Source organism: Lentibacillus jeotgali, from assembly GCF_000224785.1.
Classification (GTDB): domain Bacteria; phylum Bacillota; class Bacilli; order Bacillales; family Amphibacillaceae; genus Lentibacillus; species Lentibacillus jeotgali.
This window is the reverse complement of the sequence record NZ_AGAV01000003.1, coordinates 64,213-79,942: the sequence shown is the minus strand read 5'-3', so window position 1 is coordinate 79,942 and position 15,730 is coordinate 64,213. Positions and strand designations below refer to the sequence as shown.

Annotated in this window: 13 protein-coding genes; 2 read left to right on the top strand and 11 right to left on the bottom strand. The window is 43.6% G+C overall.

Translation table 11 applies throughout. From position 1 onward, the window contains the following. Positions 1–4: 4 nt before the first annotated feature. Together ON01_RS00840 and ON01_RS00835 are read left to right on the top strand one after the other, a co-directional pair. A complete protein-coding gene (locus ON01_RS00840; RefSeq protein ID WP_010529111.1) occupies positions 5–565 on the top strand; it encodes a tetratricopeptide repeat protein in 561 nt (186 codons plus the stop codon). Positions 566–886: 321 nt separating this feature from the next. Beyond that, entirely contained in the window at positions 887–2,533 is a 1,647-nt protein-coding gene (locus ON01_RS00835; protein ID WP_010529110.1) for a M4 family metallopeptidase, read from the top strand. A gap of 100 nt (positions 2,534–2,633) precedes the next feature. Here the strand turns inward: ON01_RS00835 and ON01_RS00830 are convergent, their stop codons facing one another. The 11 genes from ON01_RS00830 to ON01_RS00780 form a co-directional block, all read right to left on the bottom strand. Continuing rightward, positions 2,634–4,424, bottom strand: coding sequence for a S9 family peptidase (locus ON01_RS00830; RefSeq protein WP_010529109.1), 1,791 nt, complete (start codon positions 4,422–4,424; stop codon positions 2,634–2,636). A 184-nt stretch (positions 4,425–4,608) separates the two neighbouring features. Then, positions 4,609–5,955, bottom strand: coding sequence for a phosphoglucosamine mutase (gene glmM, locus ON01_RS00825; protein ID WP_010529108.1), 1,347 nt, complete (start codon positions 5,953–5,955; stop codon positions 4,609–4,611). Positions 5,956–6,064: 109 nt separating this feature from the next. Beyond that, entirely contained in the window at positions 6,065–7,291 is a 1,227-nt protein-coding gene (locus tag ON01_RS00820; protein ID WP_010529107.1) for a CdaR family protein, read from the bottom strand. Next, positions 7,284–8,105, bottom strand: coding sequence for a diadenylate cyclase CdaA (cdaA, locus tag ON01_RS00815; RefSeq protein WP_010529106.1), 822 nt, complete (start codon positions 8,103–8,105; stop codon positions 7,284–7,286). Before cdaA ends, ON01_RS00820 begins: the two co-directional genes overlap by 8 nt. 202 nt (positions 8,106–8,307) lie before the next feature. Next, positions 8,308–8,964 (bottom strand): zf-HC2 domain-containing protein, encoded by a 657-nt coding sequence (locus ON01_RS00810; RefSeq protein ID WP_010529105.1) that lies wholly within the window; start codon positions 8,962–8,964, stop codon positions 8,308–8,310. Between the two features lie 14 nt (positions 8,965–8,978). After that, complete coding sequence (gene sigW, locus ON01_RS00805) at positions 8,979–9,542, bottom strand: RNA polymerase sigma factor SigW (protein ID WP_010529104.1); 564 nt, start codon at positions 9,540–9,542, stop codon at positions 8,979–8,981. Between the two features lie 499 nt (positions 9,543–10,041). Next, the gene (gene rocF / locus ON01_RS00800) at positions 10,042–10,944 is read right to left on the bottom strand and encodes an arginase (RefSeq protein WP_010529103.1); all 903 of its coding nucleotides are present in this window, start codon (positions 10,942–10,944) and stop codon (positions 10,042–10,044) included. Positions 10,945–11,080: 136 nt separating this feature from the next. After that, on the bottom strand, positions 11,081–12,181 hold the full coding sequence (locus ON01_RS00795; protein ID WP_040912162.1) for a phosphomevalonate kinase: 1,101 nt from the start codon (positions 12,179–12,181) through the stop codon (positions 11,081–11,083). Positions 12,182–12,190: 9 nt separating this feature from the next. Then, positions 12,191–13,168 carry a diphosphomevalonate decarboxylase gene (gene mvaD, locus ON01_RS00790; RefSeq protein ID WP_010529101.1) on the bottom strand — a complete coding sequence of 326 codons (978 nt, stop codon included), beginning with the start codon at positions 13,166–13,168 and terminating at the stop codon, positions 12,191–12,193. A gap of 167 nt (positions 13,169–13,335) precedes the next feature. Further along, positions 13,336–14,301, bottom strand: coding sequence for a mevalonate kinase (gene mvk, locus ON01_RS00785; RefSeq protein WP_010529100.1), 966 nt, complete (start codon positions 14,299–14,301; stop codon positions 13,336–13,338). Next, entirely contained in the window at positions 14,298–15,587 is a 1,290-nt protein-coding gene (locus tag ON01_RS00780; RefSeq protein ID WP_010529099.1) for a hydroxymethylglutaryl-CoA reductase, degradative, read from the bottom strand. The genes mvk and ON01_RS00780 overlap by 4 nt, the downstream gene beginning before the upstream one ends. Positions 15,588–15,730 lie beyond the last annotated feature (143 nt).

The window sequence follows — 15,730 nt, the reverse complement described above, 5'->3', positions numbered from 1 at the left end:
TGTGATGAATATTTCAGATATTCCGCACGATATGAGATTTAAATTTGGGCCGAATTTAAGGGAAATGCCTTTAAACAAAATGGATATGCTTTATGGCATGATGTATATTCAAAAACAGCTTAACGACGAGACCCTGGACAAAGCGGAAAAAGGTAAATCTCACGGTTTGCTGGGTACTTTTTTACGCATTGTCGGTGAACTGGAAGAGAGCAAGCGGCATCTTAATCAGGCAATCGTCATTTTCCGTGAATTAGGCCGAAATCAAAGCGTGTTTGTCAATCAGCTTCGTCTGGCTAGTACATACCAATGGCATAACGATTTTGCTACATCCAATAAAATGTTTGGTGAGCTGCTCGAAACAGCTGAAAATGATCCGGATTACGCTGAGTATCAGGATTTTGCTTATCAACATCAAGGTAAAAACCTGTTTGACCAGAAGCAATACCGTGAAGCACTCGATTACTTTCATAAGGCTCTGGAACTAAGAGCAGATGATCGCAACAGTGAACTAATCAAATCCACTGAAACAGCAATAGAGACATGTCAGAAAATATTAAATAGTTAACTCTCCCTTCTGCTTCTATAATCGAAATAAACAACGAAAAAGTGGCATTCTGAAGAGAATTTCTTTCGGATGCCACTTTTTCTGTCCTGAATTCGATTATAGGAGTGAGAAGAACTTTCCGTCTGCCGGACACACATTGATACATGACTGTTCCATCACGACTTAAGACCCCGGCCGAAAGTATCACAAAGACCTTTATAATATGTACAGCTAGTTTTTTGCGATCAATATTCACACTATTAAAATCATTCCATCTCCTCATGTTATATCCAATCTATTACACTATACTAAACTTTATAAAATCTATTAGGAGGGGTTTGCTTGAAGAAAAAGTATTTTGCCAGTGTTTTCCTAACCACAGCATTCCTGCTTGGATCCGTTTCAGTCAGTGAAGCGTCTGTCATCTCGCCTTCAGATAATGCAAACATTACGTCTGACAAAGCTTGGAATGAAAATGCCAACGTCCCATTCTTTGTTAAAGAAAGGTTTGCCCAGAACCATAATAAAAACAATGCATCCAATGCTCTGGACTATTTGGCGAAAAATAAAAACAAAACAGGTATCCAAAATGTACAAGAAAACCTGGAAGCGACAGATGTACAAAAAGACGATCTGGGCATGACCCATGTCCGTTTCAATCAAGTGAAAAATGGGGTGAAAGTTGAAGGTGCCGAAGTTATCGTTCACTACAATGGAGATAACGAAATCGTTTCCACAAACGGTTCGCACAACCCTCAAATAGCAAAGCAAACAATTGCTACAACTCCTGAACTGACCAGCGAAAAAGCAATCGAGATCGCAACGTCATCTGTGAATGCACCCAATAATATGAATTACGACCCAGAATCAGAACTTGTCATTTATCCATTCAATGGTAATACTCATCTGGCTTATAAAGTCAACGTGACCTATCTTGGTGATCAGCCCGCCAATTGGTTCGTCATGGTTGATGCGAAAAACGGAAAGGTTATTGATCAATATAATACAATAGCTACCGCAGATGGCAGCTTTCATAAAGGTGTCGGAACAGGTTATTGGGGTGACCAACGCAAATTACATACAACAAGGGTTACCCAGCCGCGGGAAAGCACTTCATTTGTGTTGCAGGATGAATCCCATGAAGGTCTTGAAGGAATATACACATATGATTCCGACACAGGTGAACTTGTAACAAACCAGAGCTCATCGTGGAAGGCTGAGAACCTTCGTCCAGCCGTAGATGCCCATTATAATTCCGAGAAAGTCTATAATTATTATATGGAAGAACACGGCAGAAACTCACTCGATGACGAAGGAATGCCGATTATTTCATATGTTAATTTCGGAACTGATTTTAACAATGCCTTCTGGAATGGGCGCCACATGACGTATGGCAATGGTGACGGCTCGTACATGGTTCCTTTGTCAGCAGGTCTTGATGTGGCCGCACATGAAATGACACATGGGGTGATCACACACTCTGCCAACCTTGTTTATCGTAATCAGCCGGGGGCATTAAATGAAGCGTTTGCCGATATATTCGGTGCAATTGTTGACGAAGAGGACTGGGAAATCGGAGAAGAAATCATGGGGCCGGAAGCCGTTGCTGATGGACGTGTTTCCCTAAGAAGTCTGAGTGATCCAGGCAAATATAATGTTGATGAAGATTATGTCCCGTATGGAAATGGTGAGGGAAAATATCCATCACACATGGATGAGTACTATGATTTACCGTCAAATCTTGATAATGGCGGCGTCCACATCAACTCATCGATTATTAACCATGCAGCATATATCACTGGTCAGCAGATTGGCAAGGATAAGCTAGGGCAAATCTATTATCGTGCCCTGACAGCCTATCTGACACCAACTTCAAACTTCAGCCATGCCCGACAGGCAGTTGTCCAGTCAGCCATCGACATATATGGCGAAGAAAGCGAAGAGCATCAGGCAGCAGCTGACGGATTCGATCAGGTGGGAATTAATTAAGGAATAAGCTATAGTGAGAAGAGCCGTTCCATTTTGCATACTTAATGATTTTTATTGCAACAAAAGAGAGGTGGAGCCAAATTTGGCTTCACCTCTCTTTTCAATCCTTATGCTTTTCCAAAAAGTCCAGCATTCGTTTGTAAACATTAATTTCATTTTCTTTCTTTGAAAATCCGTGGCCTTCATCTTCCAAGACAAGGTACTCAACATCGCGATCTTCTTCCTGGAGTTTAGCAACAATATTATCGGATTCCTCTTTAACAACACGCGGATCTTTTGCACCCTGGATGACAAGCATCGGCTTTGTCATACTCTCAAGATAGGTAACGGGTGAATCCTTTTCAAAACGTTCCTTATCACGCTCAGGATCACCAAGCCATCGATCCATGATTGGCTTCCAATGCGCCGGAACTGAATTGACGAACGTGAACAAATCAGACGGGCCGAAAATATCGACACATGCTTTGAAATATTCCGGGTGGCGCCCATGCAAGAGCAAGGTCATGTAGCCGCCATAACTCCCCCCGACGAGGAACAGCTTGTCGCGGTCACTGAAACCATTTTCAAACAGCCACTCGATTCCGGCAACACAATCAAGACGTGGCCCCTCTCCCCAGTCCTGTTCAACCAGTTTGACAAAAGATGAGCCATAACCTGTGCTTCCCCGGAAATTCGGTGCAAAAATCGTATAACCCCTGTTCAGCAAACATTGAAACATCGAGCGAAACGACTTCCGTTCGGCAGCCTGTGGTCCACCGTGCGGCCAAAAGATGGTATAACCATTATCGTTCTCCGGTTTGGCTTTGAACAATAATGATTCAATCTCCATTTCGTCGAACGACTGATACGAAACCACTTCAGGTATTACCATATCATCGCTACTTAACCCGAGCACCCGGTTGTTGGTCAGCTGCTTCCAGTTCTCACCAAATTTTGATCGAAAAATATTATGTGGCGCTGTTGCACTTCTTCCCAAAATATATAGATTACCCGATTTGGTCACTTTAAGTTGTTCGATCACATCGACCGGCGCTGACAATCTGACCAGCTTCTCCGTTTCCATTTCATACCGGTAGAGTATATCGGTCACACCTTTTTCAGTAACAAGGTATAACGTGTTCTTTTCTTTGCTGAATTTCAGCTGCTCAACACTTTCATGTTCTACCGACAGCACCTTGGAAAACGTTTGATTATTGATATCAAATTTTGCAACGTAATTATATTCACTTTCAAAATCCGTTATGAAATAAACTGTGTTTGGAGCAACAAAGACTGGATCAAATGTAACATGGATTCTTTTCGGATCGGGTGTTAAATCATACGTTTCTTCTCCTTGTTTGACAAAGCCTGTGACATACGTATTAGCAAATGCGCGCAAGTACACAAAGGCTTGTTCATCATCGGACACAGCTGCCAGCTCGGTCGGTGACACCTCGCCTATATTGAGCAATGTATCCGAATCATTTTCCAAATTGCGAACACGGGCGTTCATGAATGACGGATTCTCTTCTGATGTCATATAGTAGATTCGTTCACCGTCATCACTTAAGTCAGTGAAAAAGTATTTTTCTTGTGGATCGCCTGTTACTATCGGTTTTGCCATACCGCCATTATACGGAATTGCATAGATTTGATGGTTTTCATCACCATCCCGGTCAAAGCCGGCTAACACGTAACGGCCTTTCGGATCAAACTTGATAAAACTGCACGATTCATCCTGATGAGCAAATAAATATGGATATGTATCAGGCAGATCCATTGCCCATAAATTCATATTGCCGTCTAAATTGGAACTAAAAATCAGCCGCTCTTCATTCGGACTGACATCAAAACCTGTTATAACATATGTACGGAAAAACTGTTCGACAGTCGGTTTCGGAAACGTGATCATCATATTCCCCCTTGACAAAGTGTTTGAATTATTCCATTTATATAACAATTATACCGCAAATGGTGTGGCATAAACAGGGGCGAATGTTTAAAAAGATTGTCATATGCTGCTGATGCCTGGTGATTTTTCATTTATCCTAAAGAACTGCTCCCCCTTTTCCGGAGAGCAGTTATCATAAATCATCTCATTCCTTCATGCCAAGTAGATCATCGATTACTGTTGCTACCTGATCGACGTATTTTTCACAGTCTTCCTTGGTTGGCGCTTCCACCATGACGCGGACGAGCGGTTCAGTCCCGGATGGCCGTACAAGCACACGGCCCTCCCCAGCCATTTCTTCCTCCACACGGTCGATTGCTTCCTGGATTTTTGGATTCGTTATAGCGTTGTGCTTATCAACAACTCTGACATTTTTCAGCACTTGCGGGTAAACTTCCATTTCTTCGGCAAGTTCAGACAGCGGTTTACCGGATTCTTTGACTACATTAACCAGCTGCAAGGCAGTCAGCATGCCATCGCCGGTTGTATTGTAATCAAGGAAAATAACATGGCCGGATTGTTCACCGCCAAGGTTATAGCCGCCTTTGCGCATTTCTTCCATGACATAACGGTCGCCGACTGATGTCTTATCACTGCGCATGTCGTTTTCCTCAAGCGCTTTATAGAATCCAAGATTGCTCATAACTGTAGAAACAACAGTGTTATGGCGCAGGAGGCCTTTTTGATTCATATATTTCCCGCAGATATACATAATCTGGTCACCGTCAACAATCTTTCCTTTTTCATCTATTGCGATTAGACGATCACCGTCCCCATCAAAGGCAAGACCAAGGTCGGCATCTTTTTCTTTTACAAATTCCTGTAAAGCTTCCGGATGGGTCGAGCCAACGCCATCGTTAATATTCAGGCCATCCGGCGAGGAACCGATTGACACTATGTCCGCTTCTAAATCAGCAAATAAATGTGTTGCCAGGCTTGAGGTTGAACCATGCGCACAGTCCAGTGCAATTTTAATATCTTCAAACTCATTATCAATCGTATCTTTCAGGAACGAAAGATACTTTTGGCCGCCTTCGAAATAATCGTTCATCACACCGATATTCGAGCCGATCGGACGTGGCAGGTCATCTTCGCCATCCATCAGCTTTTCAATTTCATCCTCTTCGGCATCCGACAGCTTGAAGCCATCAGGTCCAAAAAACTTAATACCATTATCCTCGACAGGATTATGCGATGCGGAAATCATCACACCTGCTTCTGCCTTCGTGGCTTTTGTCAGATAAGCTACACCCGGTGTTGAAATAACACCTAGCCGCATAACCTCGGCGCCAATCGAAAGCAATCCGGCAACAAGCGCTCCTTCCAGCATATTTCCGGAAACACGTGTGTCACGTCCCACCATAATTTTGGGCTTATTGGTGCCTTTGGTTAATGCATAGCCGCCAAACCGGCCCAGTTTAAATGCTAACTCTGATGTCAATTCTGTGTTAGCAATTCCTCTGACACCATCTGTTCCAAAATATTTTCCCATCTTGATAAACTCTCCTTTATATCCATGTAACAGCTACTGTAACTTATCCAAAAAGCTGTCCGGGATAAAGCTTTGTGAATAATCAACTTAAATGTCTATTCCAGATCCATTACGAAATCTCGACGTCAGCTTGTTCGAATTCTCCATCTACCTCGATGCCGTCGGGACTTTCGATGGTAATGGGAACCTCATGTCCCCCAGGGTCCAGCCCTTCTGCATCTATCAAAATACTAAAGTCATCTGCTGACAGATTACTCACTTCTTCCTGATTTCCTGTCACTGTTATATCCATTTCCTGGTTCTCAGGTTCTATAAATGATATGTCTTGTCCATCACCAAGATTTTCAACATTAATTGGAACTGCTTCAAATGTTCTTGTTTGTTCCAGTTCAACAGTTACTTCAACTGTTTCTGAATCAGGTACGCTTGCACCGTCCGGCAAATTAAGACCGACTTCAACCGTACCTGACTCCGTTATGTTTGACAGATCAACAGGCTCGGTCGAAACTTCTTCGATATTCTGCAACACCTCATTTGTCCCGAATACTGTTACCTCATCTGTATCCGCAGTAATGGATGCGAGTGAGTATCCGTCCGAAAGTTCTCCAGTTGTCTCCACACTGACAGGGACATTTTTATTCGGGTTATTAATTTCAACTGAAGCACTAATACTTTCAGGCTCAATCCGAACATTCAGTTCATTTCCGCTGGCGTCATAAACCTTAACCGGTGCTTCTCTGCTCTCGATTGATTCTGTTGTTTCCGCTACATCAACAAACGCTTTAACAATGGCGATATTTTCAATGACCTCCTGTGAACTTGTAACGGTAACTTGTCCAGGATCTGTCTGTGATTTCCCGATTTCATATCCATCTGGTAGCTGATCGGTGTTAAAATGGTCAACGCTAACATCAAATTCTTCTGACGCCCGCTCTTCAATTGTTACCTCAATTGTTTTTGGTTCAATATAGGCATTTAATTCATCAGGGATTCCGGTATGCTGCAGATCAACAGTATGTGTGCCAGGCTCCAGATTTTTCAGATTAACGTATATATCAAAATTCTGCTGCTGAGCTGTAGCCGTCAGTGTTCCTGTTGTCCCTTCAAGGGTGACAGTAACAGCTTCAGGCACACCACTGACAACATATTTTTCTTCATCGATGCGGATATTGACCGGTACATCCTCAACTGTCTGAGCGTCAGCACTTGTATTTGTTGAAAGCCTTGAATCATTTTGATATTGGCCTATCTCAACTTGTACAAATACATATAACGCAATTGCAAAGGCTAACGAAATGCCACGAACAAACCATGGACTTTTAAACCAATTATCCATTATCTTGCCCCCTCCGATTTCGAGACTTGGATTCAGAGGCTCTCATGGATGACGATAAATTCTCCCGAAGGTAGCTGCGCAGTCCCTCCTGATCGAGATCCCGTTTTAATTCGCCGTTTTTTGTTGCAGATATATTCCCGGTTTCCTCGGATACAACAATTGTTATCGCATCAGTAACCTCGCTTATTCCCATCGCTGCCCGGTGCCTCGTGCCCAATTCTTTGGAAATGAACGGGCTTTCTGATAAAGGGAGATAGCAGGCTGCTGCAAAAATTTCTTCATCTTTTATGATGACAGCACCATCATGGAGTGGTGTATTCGGTGTAAAAATATTTGTCAGCAATTGATGGGTCAGCTTTCCATTGATTAGGGTACCTGTCTCGGCATAATCACCCATCCCTGTTTCACGCTCAATGGAGATCAGTGCACCAATGCGGCGTTTAGCCATGTACTGACAAGATTGCGCGATCGCTTCAATCTTCTGCTCCAGTATTTCTTCCTCAGATCTTGACCCCCTTGAGAAAAGGCTACCCCGGCCAATCTGCTCCAAAGCCCTTCGCAGCTCAGGCTGGAACAGGATAATAATGACAACAAAACCCCAGTTTATGACCTGGTTTGTCAGGTATTGGATTGTATGCAGTTCTAATACAATGCTGATGCCCCAAACGAGCAGAACAACTACAATGCCTTTTAACAGTTGAATGGCTTTTGTACCTCTGATCAGCATAATGATTTTATATAAAACATACCAGACGAGAGCTATATCTACGCCGATTCTTAACAGTTCCAGAAGGTCAAACCCCCCATCAAGCATGTTCACACTTCCTTCCGCATATGTACTCTTTCTATCTTACGCCAGAACCTTTCCCATTATATCATATTTCGTATCTGCCTTTAATTATATCGTTTAAATTTAATTTAACGCGCTTTCAGGAAGGAAGAAGTGCTGGCTGCAAACATAATAAACCCGGGCATCCCGGGTTTGTTTATCTGTATAAATATTTATAAGCATTCTGTCAGCCTGCCAGGTGGATATGCCCCAGCGAAAAGATATTTTTCACCAGATCCTTCAGGCTGAACCAAAGCCATTCAAACATCTGATCCACCTGTTGCAGTTCACCGTTTACCTCTCCTGCCGAGGCCATTAAGCCTGATCCTTCAATTGTATCGCCTTCGATCAACTCACCATTGATTAGCCTGACATCCCCATCGACTGTTCCATCTATCCGTAAATCACCATTTTTGACCATCAGATCCCCTTCTACAGTGACACCCTCCGGAACGATGACAGTATCACCGCGGATTTCCAGGTTTTCCTGTTTGGACACAACTAATTCGCTATCTTGATTCCAGGTTGAAAACATGCCGCCGAACATAAAAATAAAGAAAATCGCTGCTGCTGTTAACACAGGGTGCGCTTTAAACCAGCGTGAATATTTAACGCGTTTTTTCTCAGTCGGCAAGCTTTGCATCACGTTATTTTTGAAATCTGCAGGGGCATTGATTTTCTCCGTATTTTGCACGAGTTTGATCGTACGTTCAAGTTCATGGAAATGCTTTTGGCAAGCATCACAATCTTCCAGATGTCTGCGCAGCCTCTGTTCTTCTTCGAGGGTCAAATCATGGTCTAAATATTTATGCATCAGCTCCACTGCTTCATTGCTGCAATTCATGCGATCACACTCCTTTACACATGACGAAGCTTCTTCCGTAAGGCTTCGCGACCGCGATGGATTCTGGTCTTCACCGTACCAAGCGGAATATTTAATATGTCACTGATTTCCTGCAGTGAAAACTCCTCCAAATATCTTAAAATAATAACGCTGCGATACTTTGGAGGGAGAGCAGAGATCTTCTGATTAATATAATCCTGAAGTTCCATTCCCTGCACTTCCTCCTCGGGCAGCAGGCTGTCGGTTGCCAGTTGTGAGTACATATCCAATCCATCTGTTCCCTTGATTTCGGCGTCAAGATAGTAGTCCGGTTTCCGCTTCCGGATTCGATCAATGGTCAAATTGGTCGCAATCCGGTACAGCCACGTCGAGAATTTGCGTTTGTCATCAAATGAATGAATGTTGACATAGGCACGAATGAATGTCTCCTGACTAATATCCTCAGCTTCATGCTTATTACCCAACATCCGATAACAGTGCTGATAAATCTTATTTTGATAAAAGGAAACAATATCTTCAAAAGCGGATTGGTCTCCTCGCTTTACCTGTTTTATTTTTTCTTGGGTTATCAAATTCATTTTCTGTACCTCCGCATAGCATGCGGTATTAATCGTACGGACTAATACCGCTAAAGGTTTCAAAAAAAATATGTAAAGTGAAACTTTAATCAATGGCTTATCATTTTAATAAAATGGGTAATTGTACACTATTAATTATACTAAAGTAGGAGCAGCTTTTGTGGATAATCTTTCAATATTATAAGAAAAAATTGAAGAATAACGCCAGAAATGTTGGTGCTTAGGGGACATGAAGTCCCTGGCTGTTATAGAGACTCAGGCATATACCAATTCGAAGTCTTATCACTCAGGCTTGATGAGGATCTAACTTGGATAAAAGAGTTATAAGAGGTTGTTTCAAAATTTTTGAACACACACAATAAAGAAAAATCCGAACAATGATTCAAACGTTCTCAGTTGGTTTTCGAATCATATTCGGATCTTTTCAGTATACGGCGTTTTTTATCTGAATTAGCGAAGTATTTTCCGCAGCGGTCCCTAACCTCTTTTATTTCCAATACTACTTCAATTTTTCACCAAATAGCGAACCAATCAATCCTACAGCCATAGTTGCTGTTTTATTTTTATCATCCAGGATCGGGTTCACCTCAACAAATTCCGCGGATGTCAGAATATCTGCTTCTGACAGCATTTCCATGGCTAAATGGCTTTCACGATAGGACAAACCACCAATGACAGGTGTACCGACACCAGGTGCTTCTTCCGGATCCAATCCATCCAGGTCAAGGCTGAGATGTACACCATCTGTGCGGGCTTTTAAGTAATCAATCGTTTCCGCCATTACCTGAGACATGCCCAGACGGTCAATTTCATGCATAGAGTAAACTGTAATTCCTTTTTCCTTTATCAATTCTTTTTCCCCCGGGTCAAGTGAGCGTGCCCCAACAATGACAATATTTTCGGGTTTGATTTTTGGCGTATAGTCCAAAATATTAGTGAGCTTTTTATGACCGATGCCAAGACTTACAGCCAGCGGCATCCCATGAATATTGCCTGATGGTGAAGTATCGCCTGAATTCAAATCACCATGGGCATCATACCAGATGATCCCAAGATTCTCATAATGTTTGGCGGTTCCTGCTAGAGTGCCGATCGCGATACTGTGATCACCGCCTAACACCAGCGGAAAACGATTATGACCGATCTCTTCATCGACCATGTCTGATAGTGTCAAATTGCTTTCAGATACTTGCTGCAGATTGCGCAAATTACCTCCCTGTACATTATCTTTGCTGTCCGGACGCGAAACCGGCACATCCCCTAAATCGTTAATATTATATTCAAGATTTTCTAACCTTTCCGTGACACCTGCATAGCGAATGGCACTTGGACCCATATCGACACCACGGCGGCTTTGTCCAAGATCCATCGGTACACCAATAATAGACATATTCTTTTGCATTGATAAGCCTCCTCTGCTTACCATTTTAGACAAAATATAAGCAATGACTCAACCTGACAAAAAAATGTATATATATGCATTCACGGGGTTGTGTCCAGAAAAAAAGCAGGATTATCCCAAATGGGCCAATCCTGCATTATATTTTAACCGCTCCGGCTTCAGAGCCAACGATATCCAACGGTTTGATTCCTGACTGTTCCCATGCCTTCATCAGCTCTTCAGCACTTTCACGGGATGGAAGAAATGCAATACCGCAATCACCACCGCCTGCTCCAGACGGTTTCCCGGCTCCGCCATATTCTTCTGCAAGGTCACATAATGTTTTTAATAAGGGGGTTTCGATTTCAACATTGGCATACCGGCCAACAGCAGCCAGCGCCGCCCGATTTTGCTTTGTTCCGTCTATAATGGATGAAGGATCTTCTCCGCTGATTCCGTCTAAGAAAGTATTGACCGCCCTTCCACTAGCGGCCAAAAACTGTTCGTATAAGGATACATCAGTTGTCTTGAGCCTGGTAATTCCCTGAACCAGATCATGAGTGGATGCAGGCTTACCCGTCCACCCGATACACATATACAACTCTGCCGGCAGCCTTATTGGCCGGACATGAAAGTAAGGCCAATCCTTATTCACGAGTGCGCTAATGCTGTCCCCCTCATAATAAGCTCCCCGAAGCCAGTCAGCTTGAAATGAGGCATATTGAAGAAACCCGCCATAAGAAGAAGCAGCAACATCAGCACCGGATCCGCTCCCTTGCGTTTTCACATGCGAAATGGCCGCCAGCTTGAAAACCAGCTTTTCTGACGGCTTTTCGGGTAAATATTTAGTCAAAATAGCTGCCACCACAGATGTCACAACCGCAGCACTTGATCCCAACCCATACTTTCTTCCGGATGCGTCATCCAGTTCACTGCGGATCGAAAGATGAAATGGAGCAGGATTCAAATTGTATTCTTTTAAATATGTATAGACAACGGTCATAGCCTCTTCCACAAACTTTACACGCTTGTCGCTTGTTTTGACATGGACGCCATCGACTTTATACTGCCATGTCATATTATTCAAATCAAAGGTCTCGAGTGAAAGACGGTTTTCATTGCTTTCTTTTAATGTTGCAAAAACAAAGCGATTGACTGCCATTACAACTAATTTCTGATACTTTTCGAGGACAGCAAATTCCCCCGCAACCATTAGTTTGCCAGGAACTTTTACCGTTAAAGCTGAATCAGGCAACATATTCAACCCCTATATGTAGGATATCCCTTCGCCGGGCTTGCTGACTTTCACATCATGGACGCCGGCTATATTACGGAGCGTATTGCGTACCTTTTCTTCATAATCAGGTGTATAAAGAACCTTCACATTCGGCCCCGCATCAATGGTGAAAAATGCTGGTACGCCTGCCGCCCGCAAGTCCTGTACAGCCTGTATGATTGAAACAGTCGTGCTTTGCCAGTAGCTGAAAGGGGGATTTGCAGCCAGAGTCGTCGCATGCATTCGCAGACAGTTCGCTTCTGCAATTTCGCCTACTTTTTCAACATCTTTTGCCACAATGCCGTCTTTTATGGCAGCAAGGTCGTCAGGAATGCTGTCCACCCACGACGGGTAGTAAACAGATGTGTTCACCGTACGCTTCATGCCTTCCCGGCTTAATACTTTTTTCTCAGCAGATGATAAAACGACGGCGGCCACCCTAATATCCCAATGATCGGCAGATGCTACCGGGATGGCAAACGAATCCGAGCCATCAGACAACTTGCCCTTCTCCCATTCAACAAATCCGCCATATACCGACCGGCATGCCGATCCTGAGCCCTGCCTCGTCAGAATAGAGAGCTGCTGCTGATTCACCGATAAGTCAATAGCCTTGGCAGCCGCTGCGGCTAGAGCAGCAAACCCTGATGCGGATGATGCAAAGCCGGCAGCTGTCGGAACATGATTGGCAGAATGAATTTCGGCAAAGGCGTCCGGCTCGCCTGCTGCAGCCCGGATACGGTCGAGAAATGCTGTGACGCGGTGTTTTTCAGCACCTTCAGTCAACTGACCATTCAAATAAAAACGGTCGGCACTCAGGTCGTTCTGAAATTCAACAGATGTTGTTGTATAAAAACCATCCAATGTCAGCGACAAACTATTGTTCATCGGAAGAATCAGGGATTCGTCACGTTTTCCCCAATATTTAATAAGGGCAATATTCGTATGGGCTTTAGCTGTAGCTTTCATGTTATGCCCCCTTTGCCTTTTGGAAATATGCCGAAAATCAGATTAGAAAACTTGGCTTATCGCTCAGCATAAAAAATCAGTTGCTCTTATGCAGCAAGAAAGTAATTATACATTTTGAATGCCTAATAACCCTCTTAGCGGAACCGGGCATTTTTTAAAACTCAAAGCTAATGATTTTTCTTTCTGAGCGCAAATGACCACACGGCATGTGCACCAATTTTTTTCAGCTTTTCGCACAGCTGTTTGGAATGTACCTCGTTTTGGGCCAGAGCAATGATACAGCCGCCATTGCCGGCGCCTGTCAGTTTAGCACCTAATGCGCCTTCCTGCCTAGCAAAATAAATCAATCGGTTTAATCCGGCATCACTAACACCAAGCGCCTCCAGTTCCTTCTGTGCTTCATTGAGCATTTGTCCCAGCAGATGTTTGCTGGCCGTTTCCAGTGCCGTTCTGGCCCGATGTGTGAACTCACCAAACCGTTCGAGTTTGGACTGTATCCGTTTCGGAGCTGTTCGGATCAGATTACCCACAGATTCTACCGCCAGACGGGTGTCGCCCATTCTGCCCGAGTCGGCTACAATAAAATGAAAATCGCCTTTAGGTTCAATCAGGTCAATAGGTTCTTCTTTTTTATACCAAATCGGCAGTTCAGACGTTATCGTTAATGTATCAATACCGCTTGGTTCTCCATGAGCATGTTTTTCCGAAATATCCGCAAGTCTCAGTACATCCTCCATTGCATAATTCTCATCAGCATAGGCAAATAAGGATCGGATGACGGCAATTGCCACTGATGCGCTTGACCCCAGTCCTTTTCCAGGGGGGATGGAAGATTTGATTTGGATCAGCAGGTCTTCGCATGGCATATCAAGGTGATCCAGTGTCGCTTTAATACAGGAGGTAAGTCCCTTTAAAGATTCCGGAGCGGATTCGATCGGTCCATGATAAAACGTACTGTCAATCTTTACCGAGCCCGGTACGTAATCAATAGTGGCTTCTGCACCAACCAATGGAAATGGAAGCGATATTGCAGGCTGTCCGTGTACAACTGCATGTTCCCCGATTAAAATCAACTTGCTATGAGCTACACCGCTGGCTGTTTGTACTGACGTTGTTGCTTTTTCTATACTCATTTTTTATATTCTTCCACCAATTCTTTAGCTTTTCCAACACGGATTTCCTTTTCTTCAATTAACCGCTCTGAAATCATGTCAATCATCTCCCCTGTAGCTCCTGCTGCGATGGCAACAGAACGAGAATGCAATGCCATATGCCCTTTCTGAATTCCGTCGGTTGCTAATGCCTTTAATGCTCCAAGGTTTTGCGCGAGTCCGACAGCCACAATGACTTGAGCAAGTTCCCGTGCCGAATCGACATTCAATATTTTGTGGGCCAATTTAGCAATCGGATGGACTCTGATTGAGCCGCCCACCATTCCGACTGACATCGGCAGTTCCAATTCACCAACCAGACTTCCATGCTCGTCCTTGGACCACACCGTCATGGATGTATACACACCATCACGAGCAGCATGTGCATGTGCCCCGGCCTCGACCGCACGCCAGTCATTTCCAGTTGCGATCACGACCGGATCAATCCCATTCATAATACCTTTATTATGCGTGACTGCACGGTATGGATCAGAAGCGGCAAATTCATAAGCATGAATAACCCCATCACGTACCTCTTCACCAGTGAAATCACCTGTCTTCAACAAATCCGGCGGAATAACACAGCGTGCGCGAGCAAGACAACGCTCAGGGTAATTGGAAAGAATACGTAAATACACCTTCCCATTCGTCAGACCCTCAACGACAGGAGCCAGTGATTCAGCCATTGTATTAATAATGTTAGCGCCCATTGCATCACACGTGTTGACATAGAGATGAACGATGAGCATTTGACTGTATTTTGACCCTGATTCCTCATTTAATATTCTAACTTCTAGATCTTCAGCTCCACCTCCCCTGTTCATCAGGCTGGGGTAGGCATTATTTGCAGCTTCAATCAATGATTTTTTTTGTTTTAACAAAGCCTCTTTTGCCTCATTAAAGTCCGGACAGCCGACCACCTGAATTTGCCCGGTCATAACACGGTTGGTGGCATCAGTTGTAAAACCGCCGGCATTCCTGACTATTTTGGCAATATGACTTGCAGAAGCAACGACAGATGGCTCTTCAATTGCCATTGGTATACAGTAGTCTTTCCCGTTCATTAGGAAATTCAATCCTAACCCTAACGGCAACTGAAAAGTGCCAATAACATTTTCTATCATATTATCAGCTGTATCCATTGCCAATGGTTCTTTGGAAAATAAGTATCCGGCATCTTTATCCGTTAGATTTTCCATTTTGGTCAGCAGACGCCTGCGTTCTTCAACTGTCATGTTATAAAAGCCAGGAATTCTGGAAGTTTCCATAACCGTCTCATCCTTTAATAATCATTCATATGAGAATATCATTATTTGTGATTTTACTGTTTCTATTATGTAAAAAAACAGCATAAAATGCAAATAAACAAGGCTGTTAATATCATAACAACCTTGTTTTGTTTCTCCTGGTA

What these genes read in the sequence shown, in the direction of transcription:
- ON01_RS00840 (WP_010529111.1), top strand. Translation starts at nt 5, where the DNA reads ATGAATATTTCAGATATTCCGCACGATATGAGATTTAAATTTGGGCCG.
- ON01_RS00830 (WP_010529109.1), bottom strand. Translation starts at nt 4,424, where the DNA reads ATGATCACGTTTCCGAAACCGACTGTCGAACAGTTTTTCCGTACATAT.
- glmM (WP_010529108.1), bottom strand. Translation starts at nt 5,955, where the DNA reads ATGGGAAAATATTTTGGAACAGATGGTGTCAGAGGAATTGCTAACACA.
- ON01_RS00820 (WP_010529107.1), bottom strand. Translation starts at nt 7,291, where the DNA reads ATGGATAATTGGTTTAAAAGTCCATGGTTTGTTCGTGGCATTTCGTTA.
- cdaA (WP_010529106.1), bottom strand. Translation starts at nt 8,105, where the DNA reads ATGCTTGATGGGGGGTTTGACCTTCTGGAACTGTTAAGAATCGGCGTA.
- ON01_RS00810 (WP_010529105.1), bottom strand. Translation starts at nt 8,964, where the DNA reads ATGAATTGCAGCAATGAAGCAGTGGAGCTGATGCATAAATATTTAGAC.
- sigW (WP_010529104.1), bottom strand. Translation starts at nt 9,542, where the DNA reads ATGAATTTGATAACCCAAGAAAAAATAAAACAGGTAAAGCGAGGAGAC.
- rocF (WP_010529103.1), bottom strand. Translation starts at nt 10,944, where the DNA reads ATGCAAAAGAATATGTCTATTATTGGTGTACCGATGGATCTTGGACAA.
- ON01_RS00795 (WP_040912162.1), bottom strand. Translation starts at nt 12,181, where the DNA reads ATGTTGCCTGATTCAGCTTTAACGGTAAAAGTTCCTGGCAAACTAATG.
- mvaD (WP_010529101.1), bottom strand. Translation starts at nt 13,168, where the DNA reads ATGAAAGCTACAGCTAAAGCCCATACGAATATTGCCCTTATTAAATAT.
- mvk (WP_010529100.1), bottom strand. Translation starts at nt 14,301, where the DNA reads ATGAGTATAGAAAAAGCAACAACGTCAGTACAAACAGCCAGCGGTGTA.
- ON01_RS00780 (WP_010529099.1), bottom strand. Translation starts at nt 15,587, where the DNA reads ATGGAAACTTCCAGAATTCCTGGCTTTTATAACATGACAGTTGAAGAA.